This window comes from Methylomicrobium lacus LW14, assembly GCF_000527095.1.
Classification (GTDB): Bacteria; Pseudomonadota; Gammaproteobacteria; order Methylococcales; family Methylomonadaceae; genus Methylomicrobium; species Methylomicrobium lacus.
On record NZ_AZUN01000001.1, the window covers coordinates 845409 to 866293 of the forward strand.

Annotated in this window: 16 protein-coding genes; 12 read left to right on the forward strand and 4 right to left on the reverse strand. The window is 55.6% G+C overall.

Annotated features, from left to right (window positions below; translation table 11 throughout):
- Positions 1 to 75: 75 nt before the first annotated feature.
- The 5 genes from glyQ to METLA_RS0103760 all read left to right on the forward strand — a co-directional run bounded on the left by glyQ (position 76) and on the right by METLA_RS0103760 (position 4955).
- On the forward strand, positions 76 to 996 hold the full coding sequence (glyQ, locus tag METLA_RS0103740; protein WP_024297279.1) for a glycine--tRNA ligase subunit alpha: 921 nt from the start codon (positions 76 to 78) through the stop codon (positions 994 to 996).
- Entirely contained in the window at positions 993 to 3062 is a 2070-nt protein-coding gene (glyS, locus tag METLA_RS0103745; protein WP_024297280.1) for a glycine--tRNA ligase subunit beta, read from the forward strand. The genes glyQ and glyS overlap by 4 nt, the downstream gene beginning before the upstream one ends.
- A 59-nt stretch (positions 3063 to 3121) precedes the next feature.
- Positions 3122 to 3667 (forward strand): D-glycero-beta-D-manno-heptose 1,7-bisphosphate 7-phosphatase, encoded by a 546-nt coding sequence (gmhB, locus tag METLA_RS0103750; RefSeq protein WP_024297281.1) that lies wholly within the window; start codon positions 3122 to 3124, stop codon positions 3665 to 3667.
- A complete protein-coding gene (locus METLA_RS0103755) occupies positions 3633 to 4382 on the forward strand; it encodes a lysophospholipid acyltransferase family protein (RefSeq protein ID WP_024297282.1) in 750 nt (249 codons plus the stop codon). The genes gmhB and METLA_RS0103755 overlap by 35 nt, the downstream gene beginning before the upstream one ends.
- Before the next feature lie 75 nt (positions 4383 to 4457).
- Positions 4458 to 4955, forward strand: a complete 498-nt coding sequence (locus METLA_RS0103760; protein ID WP_024297283.1) for a hypothetical protein — start codon at positions 4458 to 4460, stop codon at positions 4953 to 4955.
- A gap of 60 nt (positions 4956 to 5015) precedes the next feature.
- Here the strand turns inward: METLA_RS0103760 and METLA_RS0103765 are convergent, their stop codons facing one another.
- Positions 5016 to 6527, reverse strand: a complete 1512-nt coding sequence (locus METLA_RS0103765; protein ID WP_024297284.1) for an SPOR domain-containing protein — start codon at positions 6525 to 6527, stop codon at positions 5016 to 5018.
- Positions 6528 to 6689: 162 nt separating this feature from the next.
- Between METLA_RS0103765 and METLA_RS0103770 the strand changes: the two genes are divergently transcribed.
- Both METLA_RS0103770 and METLA_RS0103775 read left to right on the forward strand, forming a co-directional pair.
- The gene (locus tag METLA_RS0103770; RefSeq protein WP_024297285.1) at positions 6690 to 7214 is read left to right on the forward strand and encodes a glycine cleavage system transcriptional repressor; all 525 of its coding nucleotides are present in this window, start codon (positions 6690 to 6692) and stop codon (positions 7212 to 7214) included.
- Positions 7215 to 7223: 9 nt separating this feature from the next.
- Positions 7224 to 7694: a peroxiredoxin gene (locus tag METLA_RS0103775; protein ID WP_024297286.1), complete on the forward strand. Its 471-nt coding sequence runs from the start codon at positions 7224 to 7226 to the stop codon at positions 7692 to 7694.
- A 28-nt stretch (positions 7695 to 7722) separates the two neighbouring features.
- Here the strand turns inward: METLA_RS0103775 and METLA_RS21275 are convergent, their stop codons facing one another.
- Complete coding sequence (locus tag METLA_RS21275; protein ID WP_084480053.1) at positions 7723 to 9777, reverse strand: diguanylate cyclase; 2055 nt, start codon at positions 9775 to 9777, stop codon at positions 7723 to 7725.
- A gap of 364 nt (positions 9778 to 10141) precedes the next feature.
- Between METLA_RS21275 and METLA_RS0103790 the strand changes: the two genes are divergently transcribed.
- Positions 10142 to 11560 carry a PhoH family protein gene (locus METLA_RS0103790; protein WP_024297288.1) on the forward strand — a complete coding sequence of 473 codons (1419 nt, stop codon included), beginning with the start codon at positions 10142 to 10144 and terminating at the stop codon, positions 11558 to 11560.
- On the opposite strand, the gene METLA_RS0103795 is transcribed toward METLA_RS0103790, so the two are convergent.
- Positions 11555 to 12664: an AI-2E family transporter gene (locus tag METLA_RS0103795; RefSeq protein ID WP_024297289.1), complete on the reverse strand. Its 1110-nt coding sequence runs from the start codon at positions 12662 to 12664 to the stop codon at positions 11555 to 11557. The two genes, METLA_RS0103790 and METLA_RS0103795, sit on opposite strands and share 6 nt — an antisense overlap.
- A 176-nt stretch (positions 12665 to 12840) precedes the next feature.
- Between METLA_RS0103795 and METLA_RS0103800 the strand changes: the two genes are divergently transcribed.
- The 4 genes from METLA_RS0103800 (at position 12841) to METLA_RS0103815 (ending at position 18454) form a co-directional block, all read left to right on the forward strand.
- A complete protein-coding gene (locus tag METLA_RS0103800) occupies positions 12841 to 13863 on the forward strand; it encodes an alpha/beta hydrolase (protein WP_024297290.1) in 1023 nt (340 codons plus the stop codon).
- Positions 13864 to 14040: 177 nt separating this feature from the next.
- The gene (gene mrcB, locus METLA_RS0103805; protein ID WP_024297291.1) at positions 14041 to 16395 is read left to right on the forward strand and encodes a penicillin-binding protein 1B; all 2355 of its coding nucleotides are present in this window, start codon (positions 14041 to 14043) and stop codon (positions 16393 to 16395) included.
- Positions 16396 to 16483: 88 nt separating this feature from the next.
- Complete coding sequence (gene lolA / locus METLA_RS0103810) at positions 16484 to 17113, forward strand: outer membrane lipoprotein periplasmic chaperone LolA (protein ID WP_024297292.1); 630 nt, start codon at positions 16484 to 16486, stop codon at positions 17111 to 17113.
- A gap of 33 nt (positions 17114 to 17146) precedes the next feature.
- Positions 17147 to 18454: a replication-associated recombination protein A gene (locus METLA_RS0103815; RefSeq protein ID WP_024297293.1), complete on the forward strand. Its 1308-nt coding sequence runs from the start codon at positions 17147 to 17149 to the stop codon at positions 18452 to 18454.
- A gap of 18 nt (positions 18455 to 18472) precedes the next feature.
- Here METLA_RS0103815 and METLA_RS0103820 read toward each other — a convergent pair whose 3' ends face one another.
- Positions 18473 to 20323: a diguanylate cyclase domain-containing protein gene (locus METLA_RS0103820; RefSeq protein ID WP_024297294.1), complete on the reverse strand. Its 1851-nt coding sequence runs from the start codon at positions 20321 to 20323 to the stop codon at positions 18473 to 18475.
- Between the last annotated feature and the right edge of the window lie 562 nt (positions 20324 to 20885).

Here is a 20885-nt window from a genome sequence, read left to right on the forward strand (position 1 = left end):
TCCATCACAAACCCTGCCTCAAGCCAAAAATTAAGTTATAATCGCCGGATTTTTACTGCATATCGTGTGTGTACCGTGGCGAGTTCGAATTACGATGTATCGACATTTCAGGGACTGATTCTGGCCCTACAGGAATACTGGGCCAAGCAGGGTTGCGTCTTGTTGCAGCCTTTGGATCAGGAAGTGGGGGCGGGGACTTTTCATCCGGCGACTTTTCTTCGGGCGATCGGGCCCGAGCCTTGGAATACCGCCTATGTGCAGCCTTCGCGCCGGCCGACCGACGGGCGTTTCGGCGAAAACCCGAACCGCTTGCAGCATTATTATCAGTATCAGGTGCTGATGAAGCCGTCGCCTGACAACATTCAGGAGCTCTATCTCGGCTCCCTGCGCACTCTGGGCTTCGATCTGCTCGAACACGACATCCGCTTCGTCGAGGACAATTGGGAATCGCCGACTTTGGGCGCCTGGGGGCTCGGCTGGGAAGTCTGGCTGAACGGCATGGAAGTGACGCAGTTTACTTATTTCCAGCAGGTCGGCGGGCTCGAATGCCGGCCGGTGACCGGCGAAATCACCTACGGCCTGGAACGGCTCGCGATGTATTTGCAGGGCGTCAAGAGCGTGTACGATCTGGTCTGGGCACGGACGCCGCACGGCGTCGTGACCTATGGCGACGTGTTTCATCAGAACGAGGTCGAAATGTCCTCGTTCAATTTCGACCATGCGAACGTCGATTTCCTGTTCAAATGTTTCGACACCTACGAACAGGAATGCCAGAAATTGATCCAGGCGAACCTGCCGCTGCCGGCCTATGAAATGGTGCTGAAGGCGTCGCATACGTTCAACCTGCTCGATGCGCGCCATGCGATCTCGGTCACCGAGCGCCAGCGTTATATCTTGCGGGTCAGAAATTTGGCCAAATCGGTCGCCGAGGCTTACTACCAGCGCCGGGAGTCGCTGGGCTTCCCGATGCTGGCAGGACAGGGAGAATCACGATGAGCGATACTAAACATTTACTTTTCGAATTGGGCTCGGAAGAGCTGCCGCCGAAGACTTTGTTGAATCTGGCCCAGGCGCTGCAAAACGGCATCGTCGCCGGATTGAACGAGGCCGGATTGGCCTTTTCCGGCAGCCAGTTTTATGCGACGCCGCGGCGCCTCGCGGTATGGGTCGAAAATCTCGAGACCGCGCAGCCGAACAAGACGGTCGAAAAACGCGGCCCGGCCTTGCAGGCGGCCTATGCGCCGGACGGCAGCCCGAGCAAGGCGGCGTTGGGTTTTGCGGCCAGCTGCGGCACCACCTTCGAGCAATTGCAGGAACTGAATACCGACAAGGGCGCCTGGCTGTCCTACACCCAGGAGATCGAAGGGCAAGCCACCGAAAAGCTGATTCCGGACATCATCCGCAAGAGCCTGGCCGCCTTGCCGATCGCGAAACGAATGCGCTGGGGCAATTTTACGACCGAATTCGTCAGACCGGTGCATTGGGCCGTGCTGTTGTTCGGCGAGCACGTGATCGAGACCGAGATTCTGGGCCTGACGACCGGCCGCGCGACGCAGGGCCACCGTTTTCATGCGCCGGAACAATTGACGATCACGAGCCCCGAAGCCTACGTCCAAACGCTGCATGAACAGGGCCGGGTGATCGCCGACTTCGACGCCAGAAAGGTGATCATCCGCGACGCCGCGAATAAGGCGGCAGCGCAGGTCGGCGGCATTGCGCATATCGAGGACGATCTGCTCGAAGAAGTCGCCGCGCTGAATGAGTGGCCGGTGCCGGTGACCGGTAATTTCGATCCGCGCTTCCTGGAACTGCCGGCCGAAGTGTTGATCACGACGATGCAGACCAACCAGAAATATTTTCCGGTCAAGAACCGGGACGGCGCCTTGCTGCCGCATTTCATCACCTTCAGCAATATCGAAAGCAAGCGTCCCGAATCAATCCAGCGCGGCAACGAGCGGGTAATCACTCCGCGTCTGACCGACGCCGAATTTTTCTGGAAGCAGGACCGCAAGAAGCCTCTCGCCGAGCGTGTGTTGAGCATGTCCAGCATCGTATTCCAGGAAAAACTCGGCACCGTCGCGGACAAGACCGAACGGGTAATCAAGCTGGCCGAGGTGATCGCGAATCTGCTGCACGCCAATGTCGAACACGCGAAGCGCGCCGCCTTGCTCGCGAAAGCCGATCTCTTGACCGACATGGTCGGCGAATTCGGCAATCTGCAAGGCATCATGGGCCGCTATTATGCGCTCGCGGACGGCGAGCCGGCCGAGGTCGCTTTGGCGATCGAAGAGCATTATTTGCCGAAACAGTCAGGCGGTCCGACGCCGGGCAGCGTGACCGGTCAGATTGTCGCGCTGGCCGACAAGATCGACACCTTGTGCGGCATTTTCAGCGCCGCCCTGATTCCGACCGGCGACAAGGACCCTTATGCACTCCGGCGCGCGGCGATCGGCGTGCTGCGCATCATCATCGAAAACCGTCTGCCGCTGAACATCCGCGATCTGATCGATTTTGCGCTGTACCAGTTTACCCATGCCTTCGATGTCGATGCGACGCGTGTTGCGGTCACCGAATTCGTGTTCGACCGGCTGAAAGGCTACTGTCTGGATCAGGGCTACACGTCCGACGAGTTCGAGGCGGTCCTCTCGGTCAATCCGTCCGAGCCGCTCGACTTCATCCAGCGCCTGGCCGCGGTCAAGACCTTCAGGCAGTTGCCGGAGGCCGAAAGCCTCGCGGCCGCGAACAAACGCATCCGCAATATCCTGAAAAAATCGGAAACCGCGCCGGCTGCAAGCGTCGGCGCGCTGGCCGAAGCGCAGGAACAGCGCTTGCTGGAAGCCGCCAATGCGGCCGGCGAAGCGATCAAGCCTTTGCTGGCGCAGCGGGATTATCAGGGCACGTTGAACCGGCTCGCGCAGCTTGAACCGGTGGTCAATGACTTTTTCGACCATGTGATGGTGATGTGCGACGATCTCGAATTGCGCGCAAACCGTCTGGCGTTATTGACGCTGCTGTCCGAACAGTTTTTGACCTGCGCGGATATTTCGAAATTGCAGTCTTGATCAGGAATGAATGTCGCTTCGCTCAGGATAAACGGAATCGAGGCTAACCGATTTAAAATATGACTCGAAACCGTTATGTTTTGCTCGACCGGGACGGCGTGATCAACGAGGATTCCGACCAGTTCATCAAATCGCCGGATGAATGGCGGCCGATTCCGGGCAGCCTGGAGGCGATTGCGCTGCTGCATGCGAAAGGCTTCAAGGTCGCGGTGATCACGAATCAATCCGGCATCGCGCGCGGCCTGCTCGATCGGGCGATGCTCGATAAGATCCATCAAAAGATGCTCCGCTTGGTGGCCGAAAACGGCGGCGCGATCGAAGCGATTTATTTTTGTCCGCATGGGCCGGAGAACGGTTGCGACTGCCGCAAACCGAAACCGGGGTTGCTTCTGGCATTTGCGGCCGAGCATCAGGTCGACCTGCACGATGCGGTGCTGATCGGCGATTCGCTGCGCGACATTCAGGCCGCCGAAGCGGCCGGCGCGCGGGCTATCCTGGTTAAGACCGGCAAGGGCCGGAAAACGCTGAACGCCAACCCCGATTTGAAGATTCCAGTATTCGATAATTTATATGACGCTGCAAACTCCCTCGTCTCGGGACAATAACTTTAAGGTTTATTTCGGTTCGACGCTGCTGTTTCTCGGCATGACGTTGTCGCTGTTTGTGATCTGCCCGCTGGTGGTGCTGGCGATCGTACTGCCTTTCCGGATGCGTTACCGGATCGCCGGGCTCTGGGTCAAATGGGTGCTGTGGCTCGCGAAAGTCTGCTGCGGCATCGACTATCAAGTCGAGGGCATGGAGCATATCGATCCAAGCCGCACTTCGATCGTTCTGAGCAAGCATCAGTCGGCCTGGGAAACGCTCGCTTATCGCGAATTTTTGCCGATGCATTCGGTCTTGTTGAAACAGTCCCTGCTTTGGCTGCCGATCTGGGGCTGGGCGATGGCGATGCTGAAACCGATCGCGATCGATCGCAAAAATCAGCGCGCGGCGCTACGCAAGTTGCTCGACAAAGGCGGCGAAAGTTTAAAATCCGGGCTGTGGGTGCTCATTTTTCCCGAAGGCACCCGTACCGCGCCCGGCGAAAGCAAAAAATTCAGTGCCGGCGGCGCGCTGCTGGCGCAGCAATCCGGTTATCCGGTGGTGCCGATTGCGCATAATGCCGGCGTTTATTGGCCACGCTACAGTTTTTTGAAATATCCCGGCACGATCAAGGTCAAAATCGGCCCGCCGATCGAAAGCAAGGGCCGCAAGGCCGCCGAGATCAATGCCGAGGCCGAGGCCTGGATTAGCGATGCGATGAAGGAAATAGGAAATTAGGTCCAGGGTTCAAACAGTTTATTTTCTCCCTGAACCCCTCGGAATTGTTTAAAAATTATCAAAGGTTTGACTTTAATGAAAAAAATTCTGCTCATTTCGATTTCTGCTTTATTCATCACCGCCTGCGCTGAAAAGGGTGACTATGAAGAGGCGGTTTTGGAAGAAATGAAGAAGGAACAGGATGTGAAGGATTATAAGATTGATCCGGAAAAAATGGCTAGCTGCGTGATCGACACCACGACGATGCATATGCCGGGTTATTTCGAATTTGATCCGGAGCGCCGTACCGCTTATAAAAATTACACCAAAATGTTGTCGCTGATGAAGTCAACCGATCCGAAAAAGACGTTGGATGAGTTGCGCAAGGATTTCGGATCGCCGAAAGCCTTGGCCGATGCGCATAACAACCTAACCGAAAGCATGATGAACTGTTATTCGGCGATCATGCTCCGGTCCGAGCCGCCGGAGGCTGCGGATAAGAAAACCGAAGCGGCAAAACCGAATCCTGAAACGCCCAAAAACGCCGATGCGCCGGTGCAAGCCGCACCGACACCGAGCGAGCCGGCGAAGTAATCCTGATCAGCCGGCGGTGGTTTTGCGCGATGCGGCCACCGTTTGTTGCTGGGAAGCGATTTAAAGAGCCGCGACCCAAATCGAGTTCAGGCGCAGCAATTTCTTTAATTTCGTCGAATGCGCGCTGGCGGCTTCCTTGGTTTTGAAGCCGGGCACGGCAAGCCGGTACCAGGTCGCATGCTGGATATCGACTTTCATCACTTTGACCGCTATGCCTTTGCGCTGGAATTCCGCGGCTTTTTTTCTGGCATCGGCTATGGCTCTGAAGGCCGCCAGATTGACCGTCCACTTGGCGCCGCTTGCGCTAGCGGCCGGTTTTTCCGAAGCTTTGGCTCGCGCCATGTTAAGCGCGGGCTTGGGTGTCTGAATTTTGCGCACGGGTGGCGAAGCGTCTTTGCTGACCAAGGCCGGCTTCGGGGCTAGCTCTGCCGGTGCGGGCTCGGTTGCCGCCGTTGGCGGCGCGGCAATGGCTTTGTTTTCCGTCCTTGGCTCCGGTTCTTCGGAAAAATGGCTTGGCGCCGCCTCGCTGTCCTCCTCCGTAGGGTTGTTGCTGCCCGCTTTTTCGCTCAAGCCGCCCATATCTTCTTCAAGGATGGCCGTCATCGTCTTGAGTTTGCTCAGCTCGGCACGCGTCTGGACATTCAGATAGCCGAGCGTCAGCGCCGCGCACAGCGCGGTCAGGGACAAAGCGAGCGCTACCAAAGACAGGCGCCCGGCGTTTCTGGTTTTGCCTTCGAGAATCGCCAATTGCCGCCCGGTAGCTTCCTGCAGCGAGAGCGAGCGGCTCCAATCGGCCGGGACCTCAGGGGGGATGGCTTGTTCCAGCAGGGCGTCCGTGAGCGGTGTGTGATCGCCGCCGTTTTCGGCAGGGGGGGCAATCGCCGCCGCGATCGGAGCCGCATCGTCCCTGGGGCCCTGCCAGGCGCGATGCGGTTCGGGCTCCGTCTCGGCCGCGGGGGCAGACGGTTCGAAAAGCGCAGCAGAAAATGCAAACGGCGCGTTATCGATGACCGCTGCCTCAGTCGGGTTGATGCCGGCAACGGGTGAGTCCAGGTTGACAGGCTCAATCGCTTCGTCTAAGTTGAAAGCAGCATGACTGAATTCGTTGAATTCGGCCTCAGGGTCATCAGGCGCCCAAAAACCGTCATCTTCGGCAGGCACAGGTTCGGCCTTTTCAATCAGCGCGTCAACGCTTGCGGTTTCCTGTTGCAATGGCGCCGGGGTTAACTCGATGTCGGCAATCGGTGAGCCCAGGTCGACAGGTTCGATAGTCTCGTCATCGCCGGTTTGCCGCGTAGCCAATATCGGGTCATCGCTTAACGCGTCAAATTCGACAGTCCGAGTATCGTAGGCAGCTAGCGGCTTGTCCCATGCATCCGGGTCCAGGTTTTCCGCTGAAAAAAAATCTGTTTCGGCATCGAACCCCGTATTGATCAGCAACCGATCGATCGCGTCTTCGTCGCTGTCCAGGTCGGTCAACGGCTCGACGACCGGTTCGACTTCGACCTCGATGAGGTTCGAGTCGAGGCGGTAGCGCCCTTCTTTAGACTTTTTGTTGGCTGGCTCTGTCATTTGGGTGAACTTTGATAGTAATATAACGCATCTCGAAAGGCTAGTTTATGGCTTGCCGCAGAAAAAATCCAATAACTTTCATTTGCTTAATTCAGCAGTTAAGGCTAAGTAAATGTAATTTTGTCAAATTGTCCCTACGAGTCGATAAAACCTAGAAAAAATATGCAATTAGCCATTACCGTATTAGGACATAATCGGAACTATTTTGTTGCCGAAATATTATCCACCATCCGCGATTGTAAATGCAGTATTTTGGAAATCCGCTACACTCGCCTGAAACAGGTGGATGCGGCTCATTTGTTGGTACAGGGCAACTGGAATCAAATCGCCAAATTTGAGAACCTGTTGGATGCCTTGCAAAAACGGCTTGAAATTCAAATTCAGATGCTCCGGCCCGAGCATGAGCCTCATGAAAAAGAATTTCTGCCTTATTCGCTCGAAACCTTGTCGGTGGACCGCGACAATATTATCGAGTCGGTCTCAACGTTTTTAACGATGCACGGGATCGAAATCGAGGAAGTCTCGGGCAGTTCCTATCAGGCGCCCTATATCGCGACTTCGGTATTCTCGACCAAATTTATCGTGCTGATCCCGCCGGAAGTCCGTTTGCTGTCGCTGCGCGAAGAATTTCTGGATTTTTGCGATCAACTGAATATCGATGCGATTCTTGAACCGATTAAACGTTAGGATGCCCTGATGACCGTTTTGACACTCGGCAGCGTGGCGCCCGACCTTGAAATCTCGTGTACCGGCGGCAAGACGCTCCGCTTGAGCGATTTTAAGGGAAAAAACATCGTGCTGTATTTTTATCCGAAAGACAATACGCCCGGCTGTACCCAGGAAGGCCGCGATTTTCGCGATCTGAGCGAACGCTTTGCCGTGCTGAATACGGTCATATTCGGCGTTTCGCGCGATTCGGTCAAAATGCACGAAGGCTTTAAATGCAAGCAGGAGTTTCCGTTCGAACTGCTTTCCGATCCCGATGAAGCCCTCTGCGGCCTGTTCGATGTGATCAAGATGAAGTCACTGTATGGCAAGCAGGTGCGCGGCATCGAGCGCAGCACGTTTTTGTTCGATAGCCGGGGCAATCTGGTGCGCGAATGGCGCAAGGTGAAGGTCAAGGAGCATGCGCAGGAAGTGCTGCTGGCGGTCGAGGGTTTGAGCTGAGCTTTTCGCCGATCGAGAAACGGCGCGTTTAACAGAGCATTCGGTTTTGCCGTACCGAAGCCTCGGCAAAAACCCGGTTGCGCCCCTCCGCCTTGGCTTGGTAGAGCGCCTGATCCGCTTTTTGCAGAAGCCCGTCAATATGGACGCACAAGGCATTGACCGTGGAGACGCCGATCGATACGGTAAAACGGAGCGCCTGATCATCTTCCAAGGGAAGGGATGCATCCGCAACCGTCTTGCGCAGGCGTTCGGCTACGTCGATCGCTTCCATGATGGCGGTTTCCGGCAGCATGATCACAAATTCTTCTCCGCCGATACGGCCGATCAGATCCACTTTGCGCAGGGATGACAGGCAGATGTCGCTGAATGTTTGCAGAACCCGGTCGCCGGTTTGGTGCCCATGATTGTCGTTGATCCGTTTGAAGTTATCCAAATCGAGCATCAGCAGGGAGAGGGGGACGCCATGGCGCAAGGTGCGAGCTAGCTCCGCTTCCGCCTGCTGCGTGAAATGCCGGCGATTGGCCAGGCCGGTCAGATGATCGATCTGCGCCATTTGCTCATAACTGCGCTGAATCTGTTTGTGTTCGGTGATATTTTCCAGGACCGCGACAAAACATTGCTGGCCGGCGCTGTAAGCCGCTATCGAAAACCAGCTATTCAGCGGTTTTACAAAGGTTTCGAATTTTTCGGGAGCGCCTCCCGTCACTACACTTCCGTAAATCGCAAACCATTCCGGATTCGATGCCTTGATGCCGGGAATCACTTCGCTGGCTCTTTTGCCTGTCACATCCTGTAAACCGGTCAAACAGTCGAATGCCGCGTTGACTTCCAGAAAAATGAAATCCTCGGGTTGACCGTTTTGATAAAGCATTCGGCAATAGGCAAAGCCTCCCAGCATATTTTCGAACAATGAGCGATAGCGCGCTTCGCTTTCCCGCAAGCTCATTTCGATTGCCTTGCGGTCATCGATTTCCGCAGCAAAAACGGTATTGGTGGCGCGTAATAGAGCCTCGGCGCGGATCAGGCGCCGGTTCAAGCGCAGCAGATAATAAGTCGCGGACAACACCGCGATAAGCACGGCGATGGCGATCGTCAGCGCGGGCTGTACCCATGCCGGCAGGTGTTTGGCCTTCGTGCTGTAAATGAAGCCGTCAAGCGGAGCGCTGGATTTGATCAAGCCGAGTTTCACGAAGGTGTCGGCTATATGCTGCCAGCGCTCCGGGTTCATGTGGCCGATTTCGATGATGTCAGGAAAGATCAGCTTGCGTATCTCGGCCGCCTCGAATTCGAGATGCGCCCGGGTTTTTTCGACGTGATATTCATTGACCAAAAGACCGATGATTTCATCGGGGTGATCCATCGCGTATCGCCATCCCTTCAGCGTCGCGCGGCGCACTTTTTCGACCCGGTCGGGGTGATCGCGCAATTCTTGAGCGGAAGTGAACAGAATATCGCTGTAGAAATCGACCCGGTAGTTGCCGGGGTCGATGATGTTGTACGGAATATGGCGTTGATTCAGGTAAAACGGTTCGTTGGTGGAATAGGCGCTAATAGCGTCGATTTTGCCGGTGATTAGGTCGTCAATCTGATCATTGCTGGGGATGATGTCCATTTGGGAAAGCGCAATGCCTTCATTCAAAAACATGGTCAGAACGTCGGCGTCATCGGTTCGGTTCATCAGCATCACTTTTTTGCCGGCCAGATCATGCACCGAGCCAATGCCGGAATCCTTGCGCACCAGCAGTATCGAAGGCGAGTGTTGAAAAATCGCGGCCAGCGCGACCAGCGGTTTGCCTTGTAAGCGTTTGTAGAGAACTTCGCTGTTGCCTGAGGCATAGTGCGCGCGTCCGGACAAGACTTCCTGAACCGATTGATGCGCCGGATCGCCCGCATGCAGTCGGACTTCCAATCCTTCCTGCCGATAAAAACCCTTCGCGACGGCCGCGTAATAGCCGGCAAACTGGAATTGATGGTGCCAGCGCAGCTGAAGATCGATCACGTCCTGCGGCTCCTGGGCGGCAAGCGCCGGAGCGATACTGGTTAGAAACAGCAGGGCTGATCTTAATGCGTGAACGGGTATCATTGCTCTGGGTTTTAACTGGGAAGACGGTAGCAGTGATTGGTGGGGTATTCTAGCGGCTGAAGTCAAAGGATAATGACTTTTTAACGTGTAGAAGGCAAAGACCGCTTGTAATCATCATCCTGCCTCTTTCAGGCCCCGATTTAAGTATAGTCGAGATCATGGAAATGAAAATTTTTCTGAGTAATCTATCGCAATTCTCAAATTTCTTTGCGCAGGCGACAACCGCGTTATTCTTGTTTGCCGTACCCGTGCTTTATAAATTTGTTTAAAGCGATTATTCTTAAGTCTTGATCCGCTCATGGTCATCAGCGTCGGGAGCGGGGCGGGTGACCTCTCAGCATTCATCAGACAGTCCAAGGAATTCATGAATATTCAAACCACGCCCGACAAAAAGCTATTCGTGCTCGACACCAATGTGCTGATGCACGATCCGGCCTGTATTTTTCGCTTTCAGGAACATGACATTTTCATCCCGATGATCGTGCTGGAGGAACTGGACCGGGCCAAGAAAGGCATCACCGAAGTCGCGCGCAACGTGCGCCAGGCGAGCCGATTTCTCGATGAACTGATCCGCGATGTCGATCCCGGTTGTATCAAGGACGGGCTGCCGTTATCGCGTCTGGAGGCAAACGGCAAGGGCGGAATGATCGGAAAATCGGGCCGTCTGTATTTTCAGACCAGCATCATGAGCGAGCTTTTGCCGGCGACGATGCCCGGCAGCCTGGCGGATAATTCGATCCTGAGCGTGGTGTTGGCGCTGACCAAGCAATTGCCCGGCATCAAGGTGATTCTGGTGTCGAAAGACATCAACATGCGGATCAAGGCGGCGACCCTCGAATTGCCGGCCGAGGATTATCACAACGACCAGGTGCTCGACGATATCGAGCTCTTGTACAGCGGCGCGATGGCGCTGGAGGACGATTTCTGGGACCTGCACGGCAGCAAGATGGATTCCTGGCAGGAAAAGGGCAGAACCTTCTACAAGCTCGAAGATCCTCTGGTCGCCGAATGGTATCCGAATCAATATCTGTACATGGAAGGCTCGTCGAATTTCGAGGCGATCGTGCGCTCGTGTGACGGCCGCACCGCGATATTGGAGCTGGCCCGCGATTACCGTTCTAAGCATAACAATGTCTGGGGCATCACCGCGAAAAACCGCGAGCAGAATTTTGCGTTCAATGTGCTGCTCGATCCGGATATCGATTTCGTGACCTTGCTGGGCACGGCCGGAACCGGCAAAACGTTGTTGGCGCTGGCCGCGGGGTTGACGTTGACGATGGAACGGAAGCTTTATCACGAAATCATCATGACCCGCGAAACAATGCCGATCGGCGAGGATATCGGCTTTCTGCCCGGCACCGAGGAAGAAAAAATGGCGCCGTGGATGGGCGCCCTGATGGACAATCTCGAATTGCTCGGCAACCGTTCCGGCAATACCGAATGGGAGCAGGGCGCGACGCAAAACGTGCTGATGAACCGGGTCAAGATCCGTTCGCTGAATTTCATGCGCGGCCGGACTTTTTTAAACCGTTATCTGATCATCGACGAAGCGCAGAACCTGACCTCGAAACAGTTGAAGACCTTGATCACTCGCGCAGGTCCCGGCACCAAGATCGTTTGCATCGGTAATCTTTCGCAGATCGATACGCCGTATCTGACCGCGACGACCTCGGGCTTGACCTATGTGGTCGACCGTTTCAAGCGTTGGGAGCATGGCGCGCATATCACGCTGCGCCGCGGCGAACGCTCGCGGCTGGCCGATTACGGTTCGGATTACCTATAGGTCAAAACACGCGTCCTGGCTGGGGTCGCCAAGCCGCGGCCAGGCCGACAGCACCGCCTTGACGACGGTCGCCAACGGAATCGCGAAGAAGACGCCCCAGAAACCCCACAGGCCGCCGAAGAACAGGATCGCGACGATGATCGCGATCGCATGCAGATTGACCGCCTCGGAAAACAGGATAGGCACCAGCAGCACGCCGTCGAGGGCCTGGATCACCGCATAGGCGATCGCGACATACATGAATTGATCGCTACCCCAGCCCCATTGAAAATAAGCGACGCCGAGCACCGGAAAGGTGACCAGCGTCGCGCCGATATAGGGAATCACCACTTGCAGCCCCATGAACACCGCGAGCAGCATCGCATAGTTCAGGTCGAAAAAACTGAAGGTCACGAAGCTGGCCGCCCACAGGATGAACACTTCGGCAAACTTGCCGCGGATATAATTGCCGATCTGCATGTCGACCTCTTCCCAGACGCGCACGGTCAGATGCCGATCGCGCGGAAAGAACTGCAAAAACCAGTCGATCAGCAGGCTCTTATCTTTCAGCAGGAAAAACACCATCATCGGCACCAGGAACAGGTAAACCAGCGCGCTGACCACGCTGACCAGCGACGCGGCCGAAAGCGACAGCATGTTTTGCCCGTAGGTCCAGACTTCGCGTTGCAGGATATGCATGATTTCCTGGATCCGGCTTTCCGAGATTAGTTTAGGATACAGCTTCGGCAGCCGCATGATGTTCATTTCCAGCCGGTACACCATCGCCGGAATCTGCTGCACGAACTCGACCGCCTGTTGCGAAACGATCGGCAGCAGATAAAAGAACAGAAAGCCGACGCAGGCCATGAAGATCGAGAACACCAGATAGACGGCCACCCATCTCGGAAGGCCTGCCGCCTCGGTTTTGGCAACCAGGCCTTCGAGGAGATAAGCGAGCACGACCGAGGCGAACACCGGCATCAGCATGCCGGACAGCGAATAAATCAGCGCAAAAAGGACGATCAGTATCAACGACAGCGAGACGGCCTGGGAGTTCGGCAGAATCCGATTGACTAAGCCTCGGAAAATGGGCGAGATAACAACGGTTCGGTTTTGATTTGCCATAGGCATGACGGGCGAGTTTGGGGATTGAATTATCGGTATTCTAACGCTATTCTGGCCTTGAAACCCGATGAACTTTAGTCGCTCCTCAAAGATCAATAGAGTCAATAGTTTTGGCGTTGTTGCGAGGGTGCATCCGCGCTGTCCATTTTATCCCGGAAGCTAACCGGGAACAGCTTATGAAAACGATTTTCACGCACATTATATTGATCCTCTCTTGCTTACTGGCCGGCTGTGTGCCGTCGATTTATCCTTCCGGCGCGAAAACGACCGCCGCACATCTCGATCTTGATACGCAAGCTTTCATCACCGAGGACGGCGCCAGGCTGCCGCTTAGGGAATGGCCGACGCAGGGCGAACCCCGAGCCGTGATCATCGCGGTACACGGCTTCAACGATTACAGCCGGTTTTTCGATAAGCCCGCGCGCTATTTCAGCGAGCACGGCATCGCCAGCTTCGCCTATGATCAGCGCGGTTTCGGCAAGGGGCCGAAACGCGGGTTGTGGGCCGGCTGTGCATCGTATGAAGACGATCTGTTGACGCTGGCGCGCCTGGTCAAGGAACGCTATCCCCGGAGCCCCTTGTTCTTGCTCGGCGAAAGCATGGGCGGCGCGGTAGTGATGACCGCAGTCAAAAACGATACGACCGATTTGATCGACGGCATCATTCTGGCCGCGCCGGCGTTGTGGGCGCGCAAGACGATGCCCTGGTATCAGAACAGCCTGTTATGGGTACTCGCGCATACCACGCCGTGGCTCAGGCTGACCGGCAAAGGCGTCGTGAAGGTGACGCCGTCGGACAATATCGAAATGCTGCGCGAATTGGGGAGCGATCCTTGGGTGATCAAGGGCGCGCGCGTCGAAACGCTGTACGGCCTGGCCAATTTGATGGACTTGGCGTTCAACAGCGCCGATAAACTGAATGAAGACACCTTGCTGTTGTATGGCGAAAAGGACGACATCATTCCGAAGAAGCCGACCTATGCCTTTTTACAGCGCTTTCTGAAAGACAACCATGCCGCCGAGGAAAAAACCGTCGCCTTTTATCAACAAGGCTATCACATGCTGCTGCGTGATTTGCAGGCCGACAAGACCTGGCAGGACATTGCCGCCTGGATAGACTCCAGAAGCGCCCGGCTGCCGTCAGGGGCAGACAAACGCGCCGAAATGGTACTCAAACCGGTGCTGACCTCGGCAAACTGATGCCGCATCCTGGACCTCTGCCGGGCTGGCAAAATCCCCCGGCAGGTTTTGGTTTCATTCATTATCCATTCATCGTTGACTTGTTAATGTCACGGTTTCTGATGCCGGCATGCCTGAACTGGGTATAATAACCGGACACGTTACGGAAAATTCATCTCATTAAAGCTTAAAAAGGCCATGACAGACAGACCGACCCGGCGAGGTTCCCCCCGGTATAACAAGACGCCACCCAGCAAAAAATCGACATCCCATTGGTTTAGAAACAGCTTCGTCATCCTGCTCGGCATCGGCGCTTTTTTTCTATTCACCTACCTTGGTTACCTTGATTACCAGGTCCGCACGCAGTTCGAAGGCAAACGCTGGGCGATTCCCGCGCGCGTGTATGGCAATCCGGTTGAGCTGTATGCCGGCTATGGGATCAGCGCGCAAAAATTCGAGAATTTGCTGGAGATGCTGCATTACCGAAAAGATCAGCAACTGGCCGCGGAAGGCACTTATTTCCGCAATGGCGGGCAAGTTTCGGTCAAGACCCGCACCTTCGCCTTTTGGGATCAGCAGGAACCGCAGCCCAGTGCGGCGATGCGCGTGGATTTTTCCGAAGCCGGCATCGCGGGCATCACCGATCTGACGAACAATCAAAACCTGGCGATCGTCCGGATGGACCCGGTGCAGATCGGCAGCTTTTATCCGACCATCAAGGAAGACCGGATCTTGATCAAGCTCGAAGAAGCGCCGGAGATGCTGATCAAGGGCTTGCTCGCGTCGGAGGACAGGGATTTTTACGATCACTTCGGGGTTTCGTTGCGCGGGATTCTGCGGGCGATGGTCGCGAACATCCAGGCCGGCGACATGGTGCAGGGCGGTAGTACGATCACCCAGCAGCTGGTCAAAAATTTCTATTTGACCTCCGAGCGTAAGCTGACCCGGAAACTCAAGGAAGCCCTGATGGCGATGATCCTGGAATATCGTTACAGTAAGAACGAGATTCTCGAAGCCTATCTGAACGAAATCTATCTGGGCCAGGACGGCGGCAGCGCGGTGCACGGCTTCGGACTGGCCAGTCAGTTTTATTTCGGCGGCCCGTTGAAGGATTTGTCGCTGGAGCAGTTGGCTTCGTTGGTCGCGTTGGTGCGCGGGCCATCCGAGTACAATCCCCGGCGTTTTCCGGAGCGTGCGTTGCAGCGCCGTAATCTGGTCCTGGATGAAATGGCCGTACAGGAGTACATCACCGAAGAAGACGCGGCCGCCGCAAAAGCCAAACCCTTAAACGTGATCGCCAGTTTGCGTCGTTCGGCGAATCGCTATCCGGCCTTCCTCGACCTGGTCAAGCGCCAGTTGAGACAGGATTACCGCGAGGAAGATCTGACCTCCGAAGGCCTCAGAATCTTTACCACGCTCGATACGCAGATTCAGGATACGCTCGAGGAAACGATCAAGCGCAAGCTGCCGCAGCTGGAAAAACAGCCCAAGGCCACCAAGGCGCTCGAATCGGCCGTCGTGATCACGCGCCGGGACAGCGGCGAGATCGCCGCGCTGGCCAGCGGACGCGACGACTCCTCGGCCGGATTCAACCGGGCCTTGGATGCGGTGCGGCCGATCGGTTCGCTGATCAAGCCGGTGATTTATTTGACCGCGCTGCAATATCCGCGGCGCTACACGATCACGACCCCGGTCAGCGACAGTGCGATCTTCATCAAGGGCGACAACGGCAACGACTGGAGTCCGAAAAATTACGATCACAAGGAACACGGCACGATCGGCCTGCATACCGCATTAGCCAAATCGTACAATCTGGCGACCGTGCGGGTCGGCATGGACGTTGGTATCGGCAGGGTCGCGAAAACCCTGAAAGACCTGGGCGTCAACCGCAAGGTCGAATTGTATCCCTCGTTCCTGCTCGGCGCGGCGCAATTATCGCCGCTCGAAGTCGCGCAGATGTACCAGACCCTCGCCGGCGACGGTTTCCTGACGCCGATCAAGGGCATCAAGGCGGTGGTCTCCGCCTCGGGGGACAGGCTGCAAAGCTATCCGTATACGGTCAGACAAACGGTCGATCCGTCCTCGACCTATATCCTGAATACGATCCTGCAGGAAGTGATGCATTCTGGCACCGGCGCTTCGGCTTATTCGGTGTTTCCGCAGGATTACGGTCTGGTCGGCAAGACCGGCACGACCAACGATGCGAAAGACAGCTGGTTTGCAGGCTTTACCGGTGATTATTTGTCGGTGGTCTGGGTTGGCCGCGACGATAACAAGCCGGCCGGACTGACCGGCGCGACCGGTGCGCTGCAAGTTTGGACCGCGTTTATGCGGCAGATTTCACGGCAGCCGGTCAATTTGACGCCGCCCGATAATATCAAAATGGTGCGTGTCGACCCGTATTCCGGTTTGGTGGCAGGGCCCGATTGTCCTTACGGCAGGGGCTATCCCTATGTCGCAGGCTCCGAACCGACCGCCTATTCGGCCTGCGGCAATGCGGTCATCGAACAGGATAGGCCGTGGTTTGAGGAGTTTTTTCCGCAGAGCGAATAAAAATCCCCAGCCCTCTCCCTAAAGGAGAGGGCTCCGTGCGCCTAATTCAGCGCTCACTGACCGTCACAGAATTTAACGAGGTGTTTTAATGAGTCAACAAAAGTGGTTGGGTTTTATCCTGATTTTATTATTGTTCAGCTATTTGCCGGCGCAGGCGGACGATAAGCCGGTGCAGCAGCTGAAAGCCTTTTTGGCGTCTTCCAAATCGTTGTCCGCCGATTTCAAGCAGGTCTTGATCGATGAGCAGGGCAAGCCGGTCCGGACCAGTTTTGGTGTCTTTTACCTGCAGCGTCCGGGCAAATTCCGCTGGGATTATCAAAAACCGTTTGCCCAACAGATTGTCGCCGACAAAGGCAAGGTCTGGTTCTACGACAAAGACTTGGAGCAGGTCACCGTCAAAAAGCTCGATGAATCGCTCGGTTCGACGCCGGCGTTATTGCTGAGCGGCGAGGTGTCATTGGACGACAATTTCACGATCGAAGGTCAGGGCAAGGAGGGCGACATGCAATGGATCAAGCTGTTGCCGAAAAGCGCGGAAACGACATTCAAGTACATTTTGATCGGTTTGGACAAGGGTTCTCTCGGCGGCATGGAACTCAGCGATAATTTCGGGCAACTGACCCGTATCTACTTTTCGAACGTGCTGATCAATCCGCCGATCAAGCAGACTTTGTTTCAGTTTGAAGTCCCGAAAGGCGCGGATGTGTTTGAGGAGTGATAGGCATCGCGGAATAAAGGCGCAAGGTATCCGATGTTGGACGATTTGACCCGGCCGCTGGCCGACAGGATGCGGCCGAGAAGCCTGGACGAGTATGCCGGGCAGAAGCACATTTTGCAGCCCGGCAAGCCGCTTTATCAAAGCATCAGCGCCGGGCGCCTGCATTCGATGATTTTTTGGGGGCCGCCCGGCGCGGGTAAAACCACGCTCGCCCGGCTGATCGCCCGCCATGCCGATGCCGAATTCGCGCCGATTTCGGCGGTACTGGCTGGCGTGAAGGAAATCCGGGCGGCGGTCAGCGAAGCGCAGTTGCTGTTGCAGCAAAAGCAGCGGCGCACGATCTTGTTCGTGGACGAAGTTCACCGTTTCAACAAGGCGCAACAGGATGCGTTTTTGCCGCATGTCGAGGACGGCACGGTCTATTTTATCGGCGCGACGACCGAAAATCCGTCATTCGCGCTGAACAATGCGTTATTGTCGCGCGCCCGCGTGTATGTGCTGAATCCTTTAACGACCGAAGATTTATTGGCGGTCGCCGAACGCGCCTTGACCGATCAGGAACGCGGGCTCGGACGTCTCGGCATCGCCATGGACGCGGAAATCAGGCAGCAGTTTGTGCTGGCGGCCGATGGCGATGCGCGAAAACTGTTGAATCTGCTGGAACTGGCGGTCGAGCTGGCCGCCGCGAATAACGAGAACTGCATCGGCGAGGCCTTGGCCAGGGAGGTGCTCAGCGGCGGCGTCAGGCGTTTCGATAAGCAGGGCGAGGAGTTTTACAACCAGATTTCCGCGCTGCACAAGTCGGTGCGCGGCAGTGCGCCCGATGCGGCACTGTATTGGCTGTGCCGGATGATTGATGCCGGCTGCGATCTGGCGTATATTGCCCGCAGGATCGTCAGAATGGCGTCCGAGGACATCGGCAACGCCGATCCCCGCGGCCTGCAAATCGCTTTGGATGCCTGGGCCGCTCAGGAACGCCTGGGCAGCCCGGAAGGCGAGCTGGCGCTCGCGCAGGCGGTCATTTATCTGGCCTGCGCGCCGAAAAGCAATGCGGTTTACCGGGCTTATAACGCCGCGATGCAGGATGCGAAACGCAGCGGTAGCCTGAGCGTACCGGTGCACCTGCGCAATGCGCCGACCCAACTGATGAAGGCGTTGGATTACGGCAAGGAATACCGTTATGCCCATGACGAACCGGAAGCTTACGCGGCGGGAGAGAGCTATTTTCCGGACGAGCTCCGCGGGGCTTCTTATTACCAGCCGGTGGGCAGAGGCCTGGAAATCAAAATCGGCGAAAAATTAAAGCACTTGCAGGCGCTGGATAAACAATACCGGCGTTGACGGCCGGCAATCAGCGGGTCAAGCGTCGGCGACGGCGGAATAGCTGATCCGTTGCTTTTTTGCGTAATTCATGCTCGCATCGGCATATTGCAGCAGCGTGCCGGGATTGGAGCCGTGGCGGGGGTAAAGCGAAATGCCGATGGTCACCTCCAGGCTGACCGATTTCTTGCCGAAAATGATCGGATCACGCAGGTTCCTGATCAGCTTTTGCGCCACGGTCGCGGAGGCGTTCACATCGGTATCGGGCAACAACAGCGCAAACTCGCCGTCGCCGAGGCTTGCGGCCGTGTCCGATTCGCGGAGCGTATCTACCAGCATTTTAGCCACGTGTTTCAGCGCATAGTCGCCCGCCGCATGCCCCAATTCATCAATCAGCGCTCTGAATTTGTCCACATTCAGGTAAAACACCGCAAACGGCATGCAATTGCGGCTCGATAATGCGATGGCCTGGCATATGCGGTCGGTAAATAGCCGCCGATTACCCAGCCCGGTCAATTCATCATGAAAGGAAAGCCAGATTAATTTTTCCTCTTCCTGCTTGCGTTGGGTAATATCGAAAGCCAGGCCATCCACGCCGATACAGTTGCCGTATTCGTCGTATACCGGCGCATCCGCGATTTCAAGCCAGCGCCGCCTCTGTTCCGAATCCAGGAATTCAAGTTGATAGGGCGGGGCGGGAATACCCTGGCCACTGGACTCCAGGATCGTCTCAAGTCTTCGGTTGGCCGGATTATTGGTCAGATAGCGGCGGAAATTCGCGGCGAAATTGTCAGGCGCGTAGCCGAGCACAAAGGCCACGGACGGGCTGACATAGGTCATGCGGCCTTGGCGATCGCGCTGATAGAAAAAATAGTCCTTGTTCGTGTTTTCGACCAGATTGCGAAATTTTCTTTCGCTGTTATTCAATTCGGTGGTGCGCTTCAGGATCATCCGCTCGAAATCGATTTGTAACTGTTTGAGGTTTTGATCAGGGGCTTCCTCGTTGTTTGGGACGATTTGCGCGACTCTTCGGGTTCGAAGCGTCCAGAACACAAAGGAGCCGATAAGGACGAGTAAAGGCGCCAGGACTTTCAGCCAGTCGGCGGGCGTGCTATTTTGCCACCATGCCGCAAGCGTGGGATTCTTGCTCACGGAGGCGTGCGGCTGCAAGCCCGGCATTTGGATTCCGGGAGGCATCCATTTGAAATAAATCGCGTTCATTTCGGATTCGCTGAGTGAATCCAGCCCTTTTTGCAGGATGGCGGTCAGCATCGGCCAGTCTTTACGGACTGCCATGCTCTCGTCGGCGGTATTGCGTTCATAAAAGCCGGCGAACTGCAAATTGTCCAGGCGATATTCGCGTTGCAAGTACTGCGCGGTGCCGCTAAATGTGATGCAGGCATCCGCCTTCTTCCGCTCTACGGCTTTCAAACAAGCCCGCATCGACGGCACGACATAGGGTTTAACCGCGGGATTTTTTTTTGTGATTTGGGTGGAAAACTCAAAGCCATCGACGAATGCTACCTTTTTTCCGGACAGATCATCGCGGTCAGTGATGGTCGTATCGTTTTTATGGGTCATGATGACCAGCGATTTGGTCAGATACGGATGGGTGAAATTGAACCATGCACGGCGGTCAGGAAGGTCGACCATCGTGGCGATAATATCCATGCGCTGCTCTGCCGCCGCCGAGTAGGTATTGACCAGGGATGACTTCGGATATGCCTGGAAACTCATTCCGAGCTTTTTGCTGAGCGCATCCATGATATCGATCGCAATCCCCCTGAACTGACCTTTTTTATCAACAAAGCTATAGGGGGGCAACGAGTCGTCGAGAGCTAAGCGGATTTTTGGATGCGCAAGCAGCCATTCTCTTTCGTTCTGAGTCAACTCAGTTGCAGGGAAAGTTTGAGCGGAGGCCGGAGGAGCCGTTGGGGAAGCCGCCGAAGCCGCACTGACAAACAAAAGCAAGGCCATGAAATAATGCATTATTATGAATTGCTTTGTTAAAAGACAGTGCGTCATGACAGGATTGAACGGGCTGTATTGTGGCTCAAGTTGCATGGCACCTAGAATTCCATAGGATATTGTCCAGGATCGGAAAGACATCATGACGCTCCAGTTTCCTGACAGTCGGCCATTATGCAACGAACAGGTTGTTGTTATATCAAACTCAGCTTAAAAATACATTGCTAGTAAAAAAAGTTGATCGCTTCCAAAATTCGAACCGTCGCGAAAGTCTGTTCAAGAAGCATGACTGTCGGTGGCCGTGACATACCGAAATAACTTTCGATTCGACAAGGATAGTTCAAATGCAGGGCCTTGCAATAACTATTTCTTAGTAAAGTACTCGGAAAATTATGCCGGCGCCAGCAAAAACCATCGCACTCCGCAACGCGGGTATGATCGGCGATGCGCTGTGGTTGATTTTTTGGACTTTTATCTGTAACTT

Bases quoted from the DNA above. Each gene is read 5' to 3' on its own strand.
- METLA_RS0103760 (WP_024297283.1), top strand. From the start codon at position 4,458: ATGAAAAAAATTCTGCTCATTTCGATTTCTGCTTTATTCATCACCGCC.
- METLA_RS0103795 (WP_024297289.1), bottom strand. From the start codon at position 12,664: ATGGCAAATCAAAACCGAACCGTTGTTATCTCGCCCATTTTCCGAGGC.
- METLA_RS21275 (WP_084480053.1), bottom strand. From the start codon at position 9,777: ATGATACCCGTTCACGCATTAAGATCAGCCCTGCTGTTTCTAACCAGT.
- METLA_RS0103770 (WP_024297285.1), top strand. From the start codon at position 6,690: ATGCAATTAGCCATTACCGTATTAGGACATAATCGGAACTATTTTGTT.
- METLA_RS0103800 (WP_024297290.1), top strand. From the start codon at position 12,841: ATGAAAACGATTTTCACGCACATTATATTGATCCTCTCTTGCTTACTG.
- lolA (WP_024297292.1), top strand. From the start codon at position 16,484: ATGAGTCAACAAAAGTGGTTGGGTTTTATCCTGATTTTATTATTGTTC.
- METLA_RS0103815 (WP_024297293.1), top strand. From the start codon at position 17,147: ATGTTGGACGATTTGACCCGGCCGCTGGCCGACAGGATGCGGCCGAGA.
- METLA_RS0103775 (WP_024297286.1), top strand. From the start codon at position 7,224: ATGACCGTTTTGACACTCGGCAGCGTGGCGCCCGACCTTGAAATCTCG.
- METLA_RS0103755 (WP_024297282.1), top strand. From the start codon at position 3,633: ATGACGCTGCAAACTCCCTCGTCTCGGGACAATAACTTTAAGGTTTAT.
- METLA_RS0103765 (WP_024297284.1), bottom strand. From the start codon at position 6,527: ATGACAGAGCCAGCCAACAAAAAGTCTAAAGAAGGGCGCTACCGCCTC.
- gmhB (WP_024297281.1), top strand. From the start codon at position 3,122: ATGACTCGAAACCGTTATGTTTTGCTCGACCGGGACGGCGTGATCAAC.
- METLA_RS0103790 (WP_024297288.1), top strand. From the start codon at position 10,142: ATGAATATTCAAACCACGCCCGACAAAAAGCTATTCGTGCTCGACACC.
- mrcB (WP_024297291.1), top strand. From the start codon at position 14,041: ATGACAGACAGACCGACCCGGCGAGGTTCCCCCCGGTATAACAAGACG.
- glyS (WP_024297280.1), top strand. From the start codon at position 993: ATGAGCGATACTAAACATTTACTTTTCGAATTGGGCTCGGAAGAGCTG.